General features: G+C 45.9%; 15 protein-coding genes. 9 read left to right on the plus strand and 6 right to left on the minus strand.

Going from position 1 to position 17,019, the window contains the following annotated elements; genetic code table 11:
- Positions 1-176: 176 nt before the first annotated feature.
- Positions 177-758: a DNA endonuclease SmrA gene (smrA, locus tag RH85_RS10440; protein ID WP_006712198.1), complete on the plus strand. Its 582-nt coding sequence runs from the start codon at positions 177-179 to the stop codon at positions 756-758.
- A 92-nt stretch (positions 759-850) separates the two neighbouring features.
- Entirely contained in the window at positions 851-1,963 is a 1,113-nt protein-coding gene (gene rluF, locus RH85_RS10445) for a 23S rRNA pseudouridine(2604) synthase RluF (protein ID WP_006712199.1), read from the plus strand.
- Positions 1,964-2,194: 231 nt separating this feature from the next.
- Here rluF and upp read toward each other — a convergent pair whose 3' ends face one another.
- Positions 2,195-2,821: a uracil phosphoribosyltransferase gene (gene upp / locus RH85_RS10450; RefSeq protein ID WP_005599329.1), complete on the minus strand. Its 627-nt coding sequence runs from the start codon at positions 2,819-2,821 to the stop codon at positions 2,195-2,197.
- A 180-nt stretch (positions 2,822-3,001) separates the two neighbouring features.
- On the opposite strand from upp, the gene purM reads away from it, so the two are divergent.
- The 5 genes from purM (at position 3,002) to RH85_RS10475 (ending at position 6,235) form a co-directional block, all read left to right on the plus strand.
- Entirely contained in the window at positions 3,002-4,042 is a 1,041-nt protein-coding gene (purM, locus tag RH85_RS10455) for a phosphoribosylformylglycinamidine cyclo-ligase (protein ID WP_006712200.1), read from the plus strand.
- Positions 4,043-4,044: 2 nt separating this feature from the next.
- Positions 4,045-4,686 carry a phosphoribosylglycinamide formyltransferase gene (purN, locus tag RH85_RS10460; RefSeq protein WP_006712201.1) on the plus strand — a complete coding sequence of 214 codons (642 nt, stop codon included), beginning with the start codon at positions 4,045-4,047 and terminating at the stop codon, positions 4,684-4,686.
- A 351-nt stretch (positions 4,687-5,037) separates the two neighbouring features.
- On the plus strand, positions 5,038-5,697 hold the full coding sequence (locus RH85_RS10465) for a tellurite resistance TerB family protein (protein ID WP_006712202.1): 660 nt from the start codon (positions 5,038-5,040) through the stop codon (positions 5,695-5,697).
- 140 nt (positions 5,698-5,837) lie between these two features.
- Positions 5,838-6,041 carry a YaeP family protein gene (locus tag RH85_RS10470; RefSeq protein ID WP_006712203.1) on the plus strand — a complete coding sequence of 68 codons (204 nt, stop codon included), beginning with the start codon at positions 5,838-5,840 and terminating at the stop codon, positions 6,039-6,041.
- Between the two features lie 2 nt (positions 6,042-6,043).
- A complete protein-coding gene (locus RH85_RS10475) occupies positions 6,044-6,235 on the plus strand; it encodes a DUF4250 domain-containing protein (protein ID WP_006712204.1) in 192 nt (63 codons plus the stop codon).
- Between the two features lie 38 nt (positions 6,236-6,273).
- On the opposite strand, the gene RH85_RS10480 is transcribed toward RH85_RS10475, so the two are convergent.
- Together RH85_RS10480 and purL are read right to left on the minus strand one after the other, a co-directional pair.
- The gene (locus RH85_RS10480; protein WP_006712205.1) at positions 6,274-6,600 is read right to left on the minus strand and encodes a DUF3622 domain-containing protein; all 327 of its coding nucleotides are present in this window, start codon (positions 6,598-6,600) and stop codon (positions 6,274-6,276) included.
- A gap of 272 nt (positions 6,601-6,872) precedes the next feature.
- Positions 6,873-10,784: a phosphoribosylformylglycinamidine synthase gene (gene purL / locus RH85_RS10485; protein WP_006712206.1), complete on the minus strand. Its 3,912-nt coding sequence runs from the start codon at positions 10,782-10,784 to the stop codon at positions 6,873-6,875.
- 347 nt (positions 10,785-11,131) lie between these two features.
- On the opposite strand from purL, the gene mltF reads away from it, so the two are divergent.
- Entirely contained in the window at positions 11,132-12,697 is a 1,566-nt protein-coding gene (mltF, locus tag RH85_RS10495) for a membrane-bound lytic murein transglycosylase MltF (protein WP_006712207.1), read from the plus strand.
- A 281-nt stretch (positions 12,698-12,978) separates the two neighbouring features.
- A complete protein-coding gene (locus RH85_RS23625; RefSeq protein WP_006712208.1) occupies positions 12,979-13,113 on the plus strand; it encodes a hypothetical protein in 135 nt (44 codons plus the stop codon).
- Positions 13,114-13,240: 127 nt separating this feature from the next.
- Here the strand turns inward: RH85_RS23625 and tadA are convergent, their stop codons facing one another.
- The 3 genes from tadA to RH85_RS10510 all read right to left on the minus strand — a co-directional run bounded on the left by tadA (position 13,241) and on the right by RH85_RS10510 (position 16,859).
- Positions 13,241-13,753, minus strand: coding sequence for a tRNA adenosine(34) deaminase TadA (gene tadA, locus RH85_RS10500; RefSeq protein WP_039948958.1), 513 nt, complete (start codon positions 13,751-13,753; stop codon positions 13,241-13,243).
- Between the two features lie 152 nt (positions 13,754-13,905).
- Positions 13,906-15,186 (minus strand): hemolysin family protein, encoded by a 1,281-nt coding sequence (locus RH85_RS10505; RefSeq protein WP_006712210.1) that lies wholly within the window; start codon positions 15,184-15,186, stop codon positions 13,906-13,908.
- 110 nt (positions 15,187-15,296) lie between these two features.
- Complete coding sequence (locus RH85_RS10510; protein WP_006712211.1) at positions 15,297-16,859, minus strand: AbgT family transporter; 1,563 nt, start codon at positions 16,857-16,859, stop codon at positions 15,297-15,299.
- Between the last annotated feature and the right edge of the window lie 160 nt (positions 16,860-17,019).

The following is a 17,019-nucleotide window of genomic DNA, read 5'->3' on the forward strand; positions in this document are numbered from 1 at the left end:
TCAATTAGCATCGCTATTGGGTAACATTACGCTATGCACCGGAGTCGATAATTTATCTGCTCCGGTTTTTTAGTTATTGGCAATGCTTAGAGACAAATTTGATCATAAAAATTTGCCCTTTTACTCATCCGCTTCAGTATAATTAGTCTATTGGATTCAAAACCTGAGATGCCCTTATGTCTCAAGAAGATGATTTCGCCCTTTTCCAACAATTAATGGGCGATGTAAAACCTCTCCATAACGACACGGCTGAATTAAAAAAGATCCATCACACCAGTGATGCTCAACTCGCCAAACAAGCCGCCGCGATATGGTTGACCGAAGAAGATCCTGATTATCTCTCGATTGACTACGCCCCTTTGCTTAAACCTGAAGATATTATCGAATTCAAGCGCAATGGCGTACAAGAAGGTGTCTACCGAAAACTACGCTTAGGCAAATACCCAATTCAAGCCAAACTAGACCTACATCGTCGTACGCTAAAGCAAGCGCGCGACGAAGTCGTCATTTTCTTAAAGCAATGTATCCGCATGGACATTCGCACCGTACTCATCGTTCATGGACGTGGTGAACGCTCTAACCCTCCTGCGCAAATGAAAAGCTACCTCGCACAATGGTTAGAACAAATTAAAGAAGTCCAGTCAGTCCATAGTGCCCAGCAATTTCATGGCGGCACGGGCGCGGTTTATGTTCTTTTAAGAAAAAGCCAAGAAAAGAAGCTGGAAAACCGTGAGCGCCATCAAAAACGGTTAGGTTAAGGCTTTCTCTTAGTGTTAAAATGTGAAGCGCAGCCAGGTAGCTGCGCTTTTTTCTAATTAACTGCCGTTGGGAAACGTTGAGGAAGACCTAAATGTCACAAGATAACGCTAAACGCCTAAATAAATTCATCAGTGAAACCGGCTACTGTTCACGTCGTGAGGCTGATAAGCTGATTGATCAAGGTCGTGTAACCATTAATGGTCAAATCCCAGAAATGGGAACCAAAGTTATGCTTGGTGATGACGTTTGTATTGATGGCCAACCACTAAAAGCCAAAGAAAAACCTGTTTATATTGCTTTGAATAAGCCAACCGGTATCACTTGTACTACTGAACGTGATATTCCAGGTAACATTGTGGACTTTATTGGCCACCGCTCACGTATCTTCCCTATTGGTCGTCTTGATAAACCGTCTGATGGTCTGATCTTTCTGACCAACGATGGCGATATCGTCAACAAAATTCTGCGTGCTGGCAACAACCACGAAAAAGAATATGTCGTCCGTGTCGACAAGGCAATCACAGACGATTTCATCCGCCGTATGGGCGCTGGGGTGAATATTCTCGATACCGTCACCTTGCCATGTAAAGTGACTAAAGAAACCAAATTCTCTTTCCGTATCGTATTGACGCAGGGCTTGAACCGTCAAATTCGTCGTATGTGTGAAGCGCTTGGCTATGAAGTGTTTAAACTGCGCCGAGTGCGTATCATGAACATCACGCTAGATGATATTCCAAATGGTCGTTGGCGCTATTTGAGTGATGACGAAATCAATGAAATTCATGCCATGTGTGAAGGTTCTGTAAGCACAGAAGAAGCCTCTAAAACCGATTCTAAAGGCAAGCACATCCGTAAAGCGACCGATGCAAAACTGTTTGATAGCCGCGAAGAGAACCAAGATTCCACTGCGCGCCGCAATCAAAACACTCGCACCTTTAAAGGTCGTAATGCCGATGAGTTCCGCCATGCGCCTAACTCAAAGAAAGGTCGCCATGGTGAACAAAATCGCGAGCGTGGTAACGAACGTAATGGTGAGCGCAATAGCGATCGTAGAAGCGACCGCAGCAATGACCGTTACAATGACAAGCCAAGCTACAAAGGTCGTTCAAACGACAATAGCTCGCGCCCGAGTTCATCGCGCCCAAACTCATCACGCCCAAGCAATAAGCCACGTGTAGGTGGAACGTTGGGTTTGAAGAAGTAAGCAGAGCTAAGAGCGGAAGCAAGAAGCTAAGAGCTGAATCGAGAATTGAGAGTTTAGAAGCGAAGAGCTAGAAGCAGAAGCGAGAGCCGAGAGCTTAGAAGCGGAAAGCTAAGAGCAGAAGCGGAAAGCTAAGAGCGAGATTCCCTATTCGCGCTAACATGCTCTGTGAGAACATATTCTAAACACAAAAAAAGAGGAGCATCAGCTCCTCTTTTTTTTATCGGATTCGGTTTACTTAGTACCGAAGATCTTATCGCCTGCGTCACCAAGACCCGGAACGATGTAACCTTTGTCATTCAGTTTTTCATCGATCGCAGCCGTGTATAGTTCTACATCTGGGTGCGCTTTTTCTAGAGCTTCAATACCTTCAGGAGCCGCAACAAGTACCAGCACTTTGATTGCCTGACAACCTTTCTCTTTAAGCAGGTCGATAGTTGCGATCATAGAGCCGCCCGTTGCAAGCATTGGGTCAACCACGAGCGCAATACGCTCATCAATGTTTGAAGCAAGCTTGTTAAAGTATGGTACTGGCTCAAGTGTTTCTTCATCACGGTAAATACCAACAACACTGATACGTGCGCTTGGCATATGCTCAAGTACACCATCCATCATACCAAGACCAGCACGTAGGATTGGCACTACTGTTACTTTTTTACCTTTGATTTGATCTACTTCAACTGGGCCATTCCAACCATCAATGGTCACTTTTTCAGTTTCAAAGTCTGCGGTTGCTTCATAAGTTAGTAGGCTACCAACTTCAGTCGCTAACTCGCGGAAGCGCTTAGTGCTGATGTCACCTTCTCTCATTAGACCAATTTTGTGTTTAACAAGCGGGTGTTTTACTTCAACAACTTTCATGTCCATCTCCGGCAAATAGGGTATTTTTCAAATAAACCTTCAGATTATAAACGATTTCGTTCTCAATTTCTTGATCTTGTATAAGATAAAAAACTGACGCAAACGTTTGCTATTGGTATTTATCAACTGGTAGAATAGCGCCGTTTTCTCATATCCAATTTACTTAACCGAGGACTTCCTGTGAGTGGCAATAATACTTCTCTGAGTTATAAAGATGCTGGCGTTGATATCGATGCAGGTAATGCACTTGTTGATCGAATTAAAGGTGCTGTAAAACGCACTCGTCGCCCTGAAGTTATGGGTGGAATTGGTGGCTTTGGCGCACTTTGTGAACTGCCGACCAAATATAAACAGCCAGTATTGGTATCAGGCACAGATGGTGTCGGTACTAAACTTCGTCTCGCATTGGATATGAATAAGCATGACACCATTGGCATCGACCTTGTCGCTATGTGTGTTAACGACCTTATTGTACAAGGTGGCGAACCACTCTTTTTCCTTGATTACTATGCAACGGGTAAACTCGATGTTGATACTGCAGCCGACGTAGTCACGGGTATCGCTGAAGGTTGTATTCAAGCTGGTTGCTCACTGATCGGTGGCGAAACAGCTGAAATGCCAGGCATGTACGAAGGCGAAGATTACGATGTGGCTGGTTTTTGCGTTGGTGTAGTAGAAAAAGAAGACATCATCGACGGCAGCAAAGTTGCAGCGGGTGATGCCCTGATTGCCGTTGGTTCAAGTGGCCCTCATTCAAATGGTTACTCATTGGTGCGTAAGATCCTTGAAGTTTCTGGCGCAGACAAAAACGAAGAGCTTGCTGGTCGCACGATTGGCGAACACCTACTCGAGCCAACACGTATTTACATTAAATCGGCACTAAAAATGATTGAGCAGCATGACATTCATGCCATCTCACACATTACTGGTGGTGGTTTTTGGGAAAACATCCCACGCGTTCTTCCACAAGGCACCAAAGCCGTTGTTGATGGTAACAGCTGGGAATGGCCTGTAATCTTTAAGTGGCTACAAGAGAAAGGCAACGTAACAACGCACGAGATGTACCGCACCTTCAACTGTGGCGTTGGCCTTGTTGTTGCCCTTCCAGCTGATCAAGCCGATGCAGCAGTGAAGCTACTACAAGACGAAGGTGAAAACGCATGGGTAATTGGTAAAATTGCTCCAGCACAAGCAGGCGAAGAGCAAGTAGAGATCAATTAAGCATGAAGAGTATCGTTGTTTTAGTTTCAGGAAATGGCTCCAACCTACAGGCCATCATTGATGCGTGTGATTCTTCAATCACCGATGGCAAAGTCACCGCCGTATTTTCAAATAAAGCGGAAGCCTATGCGCTTGAGCGTGCAAAAAACGCGGGTGCGGCAGGAGTATTTCTCGATCCTAAAGCATTCGATACTCGCGACGCTTTCGATCATGAATTAATGCGTCAAATGGACGAGTTTAAGCCGGACTTAGTTATTTTGGCGGGTTATATGCGTATCTTGAGTGGCGAATTCGTTCGCCACTATATGGGCCGCATGATCAATATTCACCCTTCCTTACTGCCGAAATACCCAGGCTTAAATACTTATCAACGTGCGATTCATGCCGGTGATGAAGAACATGGCACCAGTGTTCACTTTGTCACTGAGCAGCTTGATGGTGGCCCTGTGATCCTACAAGCCAAAGTACCGATCTTTGACGAAGATACTGTAGAAAGCCTTACCGAACGAGTGCAAAACCAAGAACATCGTATTTATCCGATGGTCGCAAAATGGTTTGTTGAGGGCCGTTTAGTCATGGTTGATGGAAAATCAGCTCACCTCGATGGAGAGCTACTTAGCATGTACGGTTACGCACCAGAGTAGCGTTTTAAGATAGAACGCTTCGCTTCGAGAAGCGAGAAAAAGCTAACAGCAGAACGCTTCGCTCCGAGAGGCGAGAAAAAGCGAGAGGCGAGAAGTTACCCACCTCTCGTTTCTCGATTCTCAACTTTCGCTTCTAAACTCTCGATTCTTTTATCTCAATTCTCGCCTCTTTTATATCGCCTCTTTTATATCGCCTCTTTTATATCGCCTCTTTAATCTCGCTTCCCGATTCCATTCTCTCTTCAACCTCGACTCTCAAAACCTTATCCCATTAATCTTACGTTCATTTTTGCTCTGCTAATGTTCTTACACTCACTCTAAGAGTTAATTACGCCACTACTGGAGCTTCTTATGGATCTAAAATCGCTACTTAATCAAGCAATGAACTCTGACATTGTTCGCCAAGGCCAACAGCAACTCAAACAGCAATCCAGTTCAGGATCACTGAAGACGCTTGGTGCTGGCGCGGTTGGCGGCGGCTTGGTTGGCCTGCTAATGGGATCAAAAAAGAGTCGAAAAATGGGTGCTAAAGTAGGCAAAAGCGCTCTAAAAGTAGGCGGCGCGGCCGCTCTTGGCGCATTGGCTTACAAGGTTTACAACGATTGGCAGAGCAAACAATCAACGCCTGCCACCAGCAACGAACAGTTTGACCATAACCAACCGATACACAACCAGCTAATCATTAAAGCAATGATAGCGGCAGCCAAGGCTGATGGGCATGTCGACAGCGATGAAATGCTGCAAATAGAATCGGCGATTGAGCAATCAGGTGCGGATCAGGAACTGCGCGAGCTGATTCATCAAGAGCTCAATAAACCGCTCGATCCCGCCCAAATCGCCCGCTTAGCGTCTAGTCCACAGCAAGCAGCAGAAATCTACCTTGCGTCATTATTAGTCGTTGATGAACAAAACTTTATGGAAAAAGCGTATTTACAAGAGTTGGCTAAACAGCTGCAGCTTGCTCCAGAGGTCACGCAACAGCTTGAAATGCAAGTAAACAGCCAAAGCTAATCCGCTTTAGGTTAATGGGATAGCATAAATTAACCGCATTTCCACACAAGGCTTGAGATAGCGCAAGCTCTCGCTTTGAGTTTGCCTGCAACTCTGTGTATATTGAGAGCAGTTCTCATTTTTATTGGAAGTAGATGACGATGAAAGTTTACGATTGTTGTGACTTAATACGCGAGCTTTACGCACAAATTGGCAGTGGTGATCAAGGCTACATCCCACAAGCCATTACTTGTGCCGTGCGCACACTAAATGAAATTGCCGCTGATACAACGCTTGAGCTGGCAACCCGCGAAAAAGCAGCCTTTGCCGCGGCAAACCTACTCATTTCCGATTTCGAGGATTAAGTATGGATTTAGCCAATTTTAAAAGCATGGACACCGTCATGCTCATGAGTATCGTCAACTTAAAACTGCGTGACGATTTCAATGGCGATCTTGATGAGTTAGTGGCGTTTTTTGATATCGATAAAGCCGATTTAGAAGCCAAACTCGCAACAGCAGGTTTTGAATTCTTACCTGAAGTTGGGCAATTCCGCTAGGCACGCTATTGCGACTATGGAATACAAAAACGGAGAGATTAGTCTTCGTAATCGTCAAACTCTTCGTCTGCATCATCATTAGCTTCGCTACGAGCTTGAAGGTAAGCAGCTTTACGCTCTAGGCGCTCTTGACGTTCGTTACGCTCAACACGTTGTTGACCTTTACGCTCGTTACGCTCTGCTTGGTTTTTTACAAAACCTAGTAGCTCGTTCTCAGCCCAAGCTTGTGCAAGCTCTTCAGTTTCGAAACCCGCTTCACGCTTAGATACAACGGTCTTGCGAGATGTAACTTGACGAGTGATTTCTGCAGTCCAACCAGCGCGCTTTTCAGTCACGCGGATTGCAAATTTTTTGTTTTTAGACATTTCTATTTCCTAGGGATTATTCAGGGATCGGTCAACTTGATAACTCCATCGAAGCTGAGCTGTTTAACACCATCCCTTGGTAAGCGCGGTATTAGAGCATAAAAGATTCTAGCGCGCCGCAATTATTTTGTTCTTTTCTAATAAGATCTTGATCACAAACTTGTTCGATATCCCTTACAGGCTCGATTCACGCTCTAAAGAATAAAAAGCGCAGCCAATTCGGCTGCGCTTTGTTAAACAAAAGAGAGTCAGATTAGAATCACTTTCTCAAATTAACCCACGTTCTTGCGTGCATTTTGGAACATACGCATCCAAGCACCATTCTCGCCCCAACCTTCTGGTGCCCAAGAGTTTGCAACCGTACGGAATACACGCTCTGGGTGCGGCATCATGATAGTCACACGGCCATCAGTCGTCGTTAAACCTGTGATAGCGTTTGGCGAACCGTTCGGGTTGTTCGGGTATTGCTGCGTTGGGTTACCGTTATTATCAACATAGCGCAGAGCAACCGTACCTGAGTTTTCAATCGCGTTTAGGTGGTCGTTGTCACGCACTTCGACGCGGCCTTCACCGTGAGAAACCGCGATAGGCATACGAGAACCTTCCATACCGTTGAAGAAGACAGAATCAGACTTCTGAACTTCGACTAAGCTGAAACGCGCTTCGAAACGCTCTGATTCGTTACGCACGAAACGAGGCCAGTACTCAGCACCAGGGATAAGTTCACGTAGGTTAGACAACATCTGACAACCGTTACACACACCTAGCGAGAAGGTATCTTTACGCTTGAAGAAGCCTTCAAATTGGTTCCGTGCATCATCGTTGAACAAGATAGACTTAGCCCAACCCTCACCGGCACCTAGTACGTCGCCGTAAGAGAAACCACCACAAGCCACAAGGCCATTGTACTCTTCTAGCACCGCTTGGCCGGTTAGTATGTCACTCATGTGGATATCAGTCGCTTCGAAGCCTGCACGGTCAAATGCTGCTGCCATTTCAACGTGAGAGTTAACACCCTGCTCGCGTAGAATCGCCATCTTAGGCTTAGCACCTGTGTTGATGAATGGCGCTGCAACATCTTCATTTACGTCAAAGCTAAGTTGCACGTTTAGACCTGGGTCTGAGTTGTCTTTCTTCGCTTCGTGTTCTTGGTCAGCACATGCTGGGTTATCACGTAGACCTTGCATCTTATGCGTTGTCTCAGCCCAGATAGTACGTAGTTCCGTACGGTTGCGTGCGATAACGATAGACTCACCTGACTTAATCACGATTTCATCAGAATTAACCACCGAGCCGATTACGTGTGAACACGCTTCTAGGCCATTGACTGCCAAAGTAGAAAGCACGGCATCTAGCTCATCGTTACGAACTTGGATCACTGCACCTAGTTCTTCGTTAAATAGTGCCGCTAGCGTATCTTCACCTAACGCTGCAATATCAGCGTTAACACCACAGTGACCTGCGAACGCCATTTCTGCTAGTGTTACGAATAGACCACCGTCACCTTTATCGTGATAAGCGACAACTTGGTCGTTCGCTACAAGTGCTTGAACGCCTTCGTAGAAACCTTTCAGTTGCGCTGCGTTGTCTACGTCTGCAGGCTTATCACCAAGCTGCTTGTAAACTTGTGCAAGTGCTGTCGCACCCATACGGTTTTTGCCGTTACCTAGGTCGATAAGAATCAGTGAAGTGTCGCCTAGTCCTTCGAGGTTATCAGGGGTGCGAAGCTGAGGAGTAATTGTCTTACGAACATCTTCCACACGAGCAAACGCCGTGATAACAAGAGATAGCGGAGAGGTGACTTCTTTCTGCTCGCCATTCTCTTCCCACTTAGTCTTCATCGACATTGAGTCTTTACCCACAGGGATAGTGAGACCCAACGCTGGACATAACTCCTCACCCACCGCTTTAACCGCTTCGTAAAGACCAGCATCTTCACCAGGGTGACCGGCTGGAGACATCCAGTTAGCCGACAGTTTAATGTGTTTGATATCGCCGATGTTGGTCGCTGCGATGTTAGTAATTGCTTCACCAACCGCTAGACGAGCCGATGCGCCGAAGTCTAGAAGTGCCACTGGCGTACGCTCACCAAGAGACATAGCTTCACCATGGTAAGAGTCGTAGCTTGCTGCTGTTACGGCGCAGTTAGCAACAGGAACCTGCCATGGACCAACCATTTGGTCACGAGCGACAAGGCCAGTTACCGAACGGTCACCAATCGTAATAAGGAAGGTTTTCTCAGCCACTGTTGGTAGGCGAAGAACACGATCAATCGCTTCGTTGATTTCGATACCAGAGCGATCGATCGCCGGATTGTTTACTTTTAGCGTTTTTGCGTCACGGTGCATCTTAGGTGTTTTACCTAATAGGATGTCCATTGGCATGTCGATTGGCGTGTTGTCGAAGTGTGAATCTTCAAGTTTAAGTTCACGCTCTTCCGTTGCTTTACCCACCACTGCGTAAGGTGCTCGCTCACGCTTACAAATCGCGTCAAATGTTGCCATGTCTTTATCGGCAACCGCCATTACGTAGCGCTCTTGAGATTCGTTACACCAAATCTCAAGTGGGCTCATGCCCGGCTCATCGTTTGGTACGTCACGTAGGTTAAAGATACCACCGCGCTCACCGTCGTCTACTAGCTCAGGAAGGGCATTTGAGATACCGCCCGCGCCCACATCGTGGATGAATGCGATTGGGTTCGCATCACCTAGCTGCCAACAACGGTCGATAACTTCCTGACAACGGCGTTCCATCTCTGGGTTTTCACGTTGTACTGAAGCAAAGTCTAGATCTTCAGAAGAAGAACCAGAGTCCATTGAAGATGCCGCACCGCCACCAAGGCCGATGTTCATCGCAGGACCACCAAGAACAATTAGGCTTGCACCAACTGGGATCTCTTTCTTCTGCACGTGCTCATCACGAATGTTACCAAGACCACCTGCCAGCATGATTGGTTTGTGGTAACCACGCACTTCAACGCCAGCGTGAGAGTTTACTTTCTCTTCGTAAGTACGGAAGTAGCCAAGTAGGTTTGGACGACCAAATTCGTTGTTGAATGCCGCGCCACCTAGCGGACCTTCAAGCATGATATCCAAAGCCGTTACGATACGGCTTGGCTTGCCAAAGTCAGTTTCCCAAGGTTGAACAAAGTTCGGGATCTTAAGGTTCGAGACAGAGAAAGCCACAAGACCCGCTTTTGGCTTACCACCAATACCGGTCGCGCCTTCATCGCGAATCTCGCCACCGGAACCTGTTGATGCACCCGGCCATGGGGAAATAGCCGTTGGGTGGTTGTGCGTTTCAACTTTCATCAAGATGTGTGTTTTCTCTTGGTGGTAGTTGTACTGGCGAGTTTCTGGATCTGGGAAGAAACGACCTACTTCAGAACCCGTCATTACTGCCGCGTTATCTTTATAGGCAGAAAGTACGTGATCTGGGGTCACTTCAAAGGTGTTCTTAATCATCTTGAACAATGATTTATCTTGTTTAACGCCATCGATAGTCCAATCTGCGTTAAAGATCTTGTGACGACAGTGCTCAGAGTTCGCCTGTGCAAACATCATTAGCTCGATGTCAGTTGGGTTACGACCTAGCTTCTCAGTAAAGCTTTCTAGCAGGTAATCAATTTCATCTTCAGCCAGAGCAAGGCCTAGGGTAACGTTTGCGTTTTCAAGCGCAGTACGGCCACCAGCAAGGAGATCGATTTCCGTGTAAGGCGTAGGTTGTGACACTTTAAACAATGCTTCAGCAGAATCGAAATCTGTGAATACAACTTCCATCATGCGATCGTGCAAGATAGCTTTTAGCTCAAGCTTTTGCAGTTCGCTCAGCTCAGTAGAACTTTCGACGTAATATGCTGTACCGCGCTCAAGACGTTGAACTTGGTTCAAACCGCAGTTACGAGCAATATCGCTTGCTTTAGAAGACCATGGCGAGATAGTACCTGGGCGTGGTGTCACCAGAAGTAGAAGACCCTCAGGATCATGCTCTTCAATCGTTGGGCCGTAAGTAAGCAGTTTTTCTAACTTCTCAAGCTCAGGCTGAGCAAGCTCGGCCGTCAAGTTAGCAAAATGCATAAACTCAGCGTAAATAGCAGTCACAGGCAATTGCTGTTCACGGCAAAGTTCAAGTAGCTTGTTAACACGAAACTCTGAAAGAGCTGGGGAGCCACGCAAAATTCTCATGTGCTTAGGTCTCTCTACAATGGGTTAGGGTCTATTTACCTTTTGTGCGATTAAGCTTGCTCAAAAGGCTGATAGGATATGAAGTAATATTGGAGTAAATTCAGCAGTTTAATAAAGAAAACATACGAACTCACACCAATCCTACCTCGCGATTTCGCAGGCATTATAAAGCAATTGTTTTTGTGATGTAACATCAAAAGCAAACGTTTGCGCAATTTTTTTTGTCAAATTTGAATTACAGCGAGATTGTGCAAAAACAAAGCGGTGGTCGCGATAGCTTTCGCTGCACTTTGCCTTATCTTCCCACTCTGATATAAAGGCCATATATGAAGTATGAGAATCAATAAATGAATGGCCAAATTTTAACCAAAGCACGAACTTACCTCGTGCTTGCTTTCAGCGCAATGATACTTGCTGGCTGTCAAATTGAATCTGAACCGAAAAGCGATTTAGACCAAATCCGCGAACGCGGCGTTTTACGTGTAGGTACCCTAAATAATCAGCTTTCCTACTACATTGGTCCAGATGGTCCTGCCGGTTTAGATTATGAAATAGCACGTCAATTTGCCGAAGAGCTTGGCGTACGCATCGAAATGAAGCCGGCATATCGTATCGCCAACCTCTACCCTGCATTGGAAAATGGTGAAATCGACATTATTGCGGCTGGTTTGACTCAGTCACCTGAACGCGTACAGCGCTTTCGCCCAGGCCCTGCTTACTACTATGTCAGCCAACAGTTGATCTATGAGAAAGGCAAATGGCGTCCGCGCAACCTTGAGCAATTGCTCGCCAAACAAAATGAACTCATGGCTGAGAACGGCGGTAAGCCCATCGTAACCATCGTCGGCGATTCCCATTTCAATCAAACATTAAGTAAAATTCAACAAGCGCACCCTGAATTTGAATACACGGTTGATCCTAATGCGGATGTCAACGACCTGCTCAAGCAGGTTTCAGAAAGCGAGATCCGCTTTACCGTCGCCGATTCAGTCGAAGTCTCTTTATCACAACGCATCTACCCAGATGTCGCGACGGCGTTTGAACTTACCGAAGATCAACCCACGTCATGGTTTTTACCCCGCTCGGAGGATGAAAGCCTCTATGCGATGGTGATTGAATTTTTCGGTAACCTAAAGCAGTCAGGTGAATTGGCGCAACTGGAAGAAAAGTACATCGGCCATGTCGGCACCTTTGACTATGTTGATACCCGTGCATTTATCCGTGCTTTAGATAAAAAGCTGCCAAAATGGTCACCATTGTTTAAGCAATACTCTGAAGAGTTTGATTGGCGCTTAATCGCGGCACTGGCATATCAAGAATCACACTGGAACCCAATCGCAAGATCACCAACGGGAGTGCGCGGCATGATGATGCTGACACTGCCGACGGCGAAAAGTGTAGGAGTAACCAATCGCCTTGACCCTGAGCAATCCGTCAAAGGTGGCGTGGAATACTTACGCAGAATGGTGGCTCGAATCCCTGATTCTATTGAACAGCATGAGAAGATTTGGTTCGCATTAGCCTCTTATAACGTTGGCTACGGTCACGTAATGGATGCGCGTCGCTTAACCAAAAAACAAGGTGGCAACCCTGACCAATGGTCTGATGTAAAAGAGCGTTTACCGCTGCTTCGTCAAGCTAAGTACCATCGCCAAACCCGTTATGGTTATGCCCGTGGTGATGAAGCGAAGAATTACGTGGAAAACATTCGTCGCTACTACCAGAGCATTATCGGTCATATTGAGCAGCAAACCCCTGATGAAGGTGAAGTAGATATCAATGACTTAACTGTGATCCAATTGGACCCGAGTGTGTTATCTGCCGCAAGCAGTTCGCTTGGCCCAGCCTCTGCGGCAACGCCCGTCGCTTCTGGTGGACTACCTGCGGTTAGCGCCGCCATCAGCGAAGAATAACGGTGTAATAAGCTAATCCAAATCAAAAGAGCCTCACTTTGTTGAGGCTCTTGCTTGATATTTGCCCTGTAAACCAGAGATACTCTCTGCCCTTCGCATCAACAGAGTCATGAATACATTCATTTCTTTGGGAGAATTTCAGCCGCGAAGCTGGTTTCGAACTTCTGACTTCACACCACTCTTATCATCACTCTTCAACGCCTTTATGCCGAGTAAGAGCGGGGAAAATTGTGTCGAATTTCAGGAAAATGACTTACAGATATTAGTAGGAGATTGTGTTTATGCGTAAACGTCGCATGCAATCAAAACGCCTTACAAAGACTGTTGCTGCTAACCGCCGTAAGCGCAAACTAGTCAACAACAAGAAAAAGGTGATTGCCCGTCATCGAGCATTCATGCAGCTATCAAGTCACTAAGCCTCTGATAGATTTTGACTCAACTGAGTTTACTCAGGTCTTTCACTTAAATACTTAAGTAAAATGTTAGATGACAAGGTAAGCAAGTATCCCGTGATGCTTGCTTACCTCACTCCCTTCAATGCTGCTATTGCTCTTTATTTAGCGTATTTTTTTCTGCCTGCTTCAGCGCTTTAATCTCTTTGCGACGACGTTTAAAGAATGCCTGTAACTGAGCGCGACATTCTTCTTCCAACAAGCCATGCTCTACTTGTGCGTAATGATACGCCGCCTGATGTTCAAACAAGTTAAGTACCGTTCCAGCAGCGCCAGCTTTAAGATCAGGCGCACCAAAAACAACTCGCTTTACGCGACTATGCAGCAGTGCGCCCGCGCACATAGGGCAAGGCTCTAATGTCACGTAGAGCGTAGTATCGAGTAGACGGTAGTTTTCAAGCGTTTGGCCGGCTTTGCGAATCGCCTGCATTTCGGCATGAGCACTTGCGTCATGGTGGCCTATCGATTGATTCCACCCTTCCGCCATCACCTCACCGTCTTTCACTAACACGGCCCCCACAGGTACTTCACCTTCTTGTTCAGCTTGCTCAGCCAATGCCATCGCACGGCGCATAAAATATTCATCTTGCGTGCTAAATTGCAGCGATGATTCATCAGAGGAATCCTCTACTGATGACGATGAAGGATGTGATAGAGAATGGGACTGCGACAAAGTCGGCTCCTAGGAACAAGCAAAAAAATAGGTATGCTGTGAAGCATACCTAATCTTAGTCATAATAAACAACTATGCGTACGTTACTCGCTTGCTTGCTGCTCAATTGGGGTCACTTTGACGCTTACGATGCGATTGTTTTCTACCGCGACAATTTCAAAGTACCACTGTTGGCAATTAATCACTTCACCCAATTCGGGTAATCGCCCCAGTAACCATGTGACCCATCCGTTTAGGGTTTGGAAGCCTTCGCTTTCCCCTTCAAGTTCAGACAACTCTAGGCGATTCTTAAGTTCGCTGATCGGAATTAAGCCATCAACAAACCATTCGCCATCAATCTCTTCAGACCAAAGATCATTAGGGTTATTCGACAGTTCACCTGCAATCGCTTCCAATACGTCGTAGTGCGTCACGAGGCCTTGCACATCGCCATACTCATCAACGATAAACGCCATTTCAGACCCCGACTCTTTAAAGTAAGTTAGTAGTCGCAAACCTTTCATCGATTCTGGGATATACACTGGCGATTTTGACAACCCCATGATCACTTGCATGTTAAGATTGTTCGCTTGGTTGAGCAGTGCCTTAGCCGATACCGTACCAAGAATCTTATTCATATGTCCCTGACACAATGGAAAAACACTATGCTTACTCGAGCGAAGTCGTTTGAGAAGCTGTTCAATCGGCTGATCAATATCGATAAAGTCGACATCTCGACGTGGTGTCATTAATGAACTGACTAAGCGATCATCAAGCTGCAAAATATTACGGATCATCTCTTGTTCACCGCGTTCAATAACGCCCGACTCAGAGCCTTCCTTTACCAGTGCGTGAATATCATCTTCTGTCACGCTATCTTCTTGATTCTTTTGTCCCAATAATTTCAACAATGTCTCCGTTGACCAAGACAAAGCAAAAACAAATGGCGTGGTAATTTTTGAAATCCAGTAGATCGGCAGTGCAACTAAGACTGCGATGGTTTCCGCTTGAGATTGCGCAAAACGTTTAGGCACCAACTCACCAACAACAATGGCGAAATAGGTAATACCCACCACGACAATCGCGGTAGAGAATATATTCGCTTGGCTAGGGTCTAAACCCCACAGCTCCATTTGAGCCGCAAGAGGAACTGATAAGGTAGCTTCACCAACGATCCCGCTCAATAGACCGATCACAGTAATACCGATTTGAATAGTCGAGAGAAAACGAGTGGGATTTTCTTTAAGTTCCAGTGCAACTTGAGCCGCACGATGCTTTTCAGCTAAGCGTTTCAGCCGACTATTTTTGGCTGCAACTAAGGCGATTTCAGACATCGCAAACAGACCGTTTAAAACAATTAACCCTACTAAAAGCAGAATTTTCATAGTTTGTTATTTTCCATGTATAACGGCAATTGCCGTCGCATGCAGTGTATAGCGTGTCGCAAATAAAAAAAAGCCTACCCGCTTGGGTAGGCTTATAAACCTTTGTATCTTTATTGCATTACGTAATCGTAAGGAGCTTGGATACCTAGTGGAATACCAATCATCCAGTATGCGATTAGGAAGATTGACCAACCAATTAGCATTGCGATAGAGAATGGCATCATCAAAGAAGCGAGTGTACCGATACCTGTCGACTTAACGTAACGCTGACAGTAAACCACCACAAGTGGGAAGAACACCATCAATGGAGAGATGATATTCGATACTGAGTCACCTACACGGTATGCCGCTTGAGATAGCTCAGGAGAGATACCTACAGCCATCAGCATTGGAACTAGGATTGGACCAATCAGAGCCCACTTCGCTGAAGAAGAGCCGATAAGCAAGTTAACTGACGCCGTTAATAGAATCATACCAACGATCGTTGCTTCACCTGATAGGTTCATCGCCTTCAGACCTTCAGCACCGTATAGCGCTAGCATAGTACCAATGTTTGATTGAGCAAATACCGATAGGAACTGAGCACAGAAGAATGACATTACAATGTACGCGCCCATGGTAGACATGGTGGTTGCCATCGCTTTGATAACATCATTACTCGTTTTAAACGTGCCTGCTACTTTACCGTAAACATAACCAGGGATGATAAACAGGATAAAGATCAAAGGAACGATTGACTTCATTACCGGTGCATCAAACGCAGTCAGTTCGCCAGTTGGTGAACGTAGTGCTGACGTTTCTGGAATAAGCGCAGCCACAAGTAGCGCGATACCCGCCATCATAGCCCAACCCGCAGCGCGGAATGCTTTCGATTCGATTTCAGTAAAAGTACCTAGATCCGGTGCTTTTTCTGCATCTTCATCCACTGGCATATTTGCCAAACGAGGCTCAATGATTTTCTCAGTAACATACCAACCGATACAGATAATGATCAAAGAAGACAAGCCAGTGAAGTAAATGTTCGCGAGTGGGTTAACAATATACTCTGGGTCTAAAACTTGAGCGGCAGATTGCGTGAAGCTTGCCAATAATGGGTCGATACCAGAAGGAATAAAGTTTGCAGAGAAACCACCAGATACACCAGCAAACGCTGCTGCAATACCCGCAAGAGGGTGACGACCCGCTGCGTGGAAGATGATACCACCAAGAGGAATTACAAGAACGTAACCCGCATCTGCTGCTGTGTGCGATACGATCGCAACCAAAATCAGCATTGGTGTTAATAGCTTCGCAGGTGTGAAGTTAAGCATTTTCTTAAGGCCAGTAGTAATAAAGCCTGAAGAGTCAGCAACACCGACACCTAGCATCGCAACCAATACGATACCTAGAGGAGCAAAGCCTGTGAATGTCGTTACCATGTTAGCCAGGAAGCTAGCAAGCGCTTCGCCAGTTAACAGGTTAGTAACTGATAGTGCATCACCGGTACGAGGGTTTACAAGATCAAACGATACGTTTGATAAAAGGGCAGAAAGTACCCAAGTGATGACAAGAGCCCAAAAGAACAGAATCGCTGGATCTGGGATTTTGTTGCCGGCGCGTTCAATCGCGTTTAGAAAGCGATCCATACCACTCGGCTTTGGTGTTGGTGCTTTATTTACAGCTTGATTACTCATGGTAATTCCATATGTGATGTTGTGACTTATGACCTGTAGATAGAATTATTATTTCGGTCGATTGTTAGTCGAGCATTTTATTCAATTCACAACACAAAAGCACATAGTCCCGAAAGAATTTCCATATTTGGAGACATATTTTGCAAAATCAGCAAGACAA

Source organism: Vibrio ichthyoenteri ATCC 700023 (genome assembly GCF_000222605.1).
GTDB classification, from domain to species: Bacteria; Pseudomonadota; Gammaproteobacteria; order Enterobacterales; family Vibrionaceae; genus Vibrio; species Vibrio ichthyoenteri.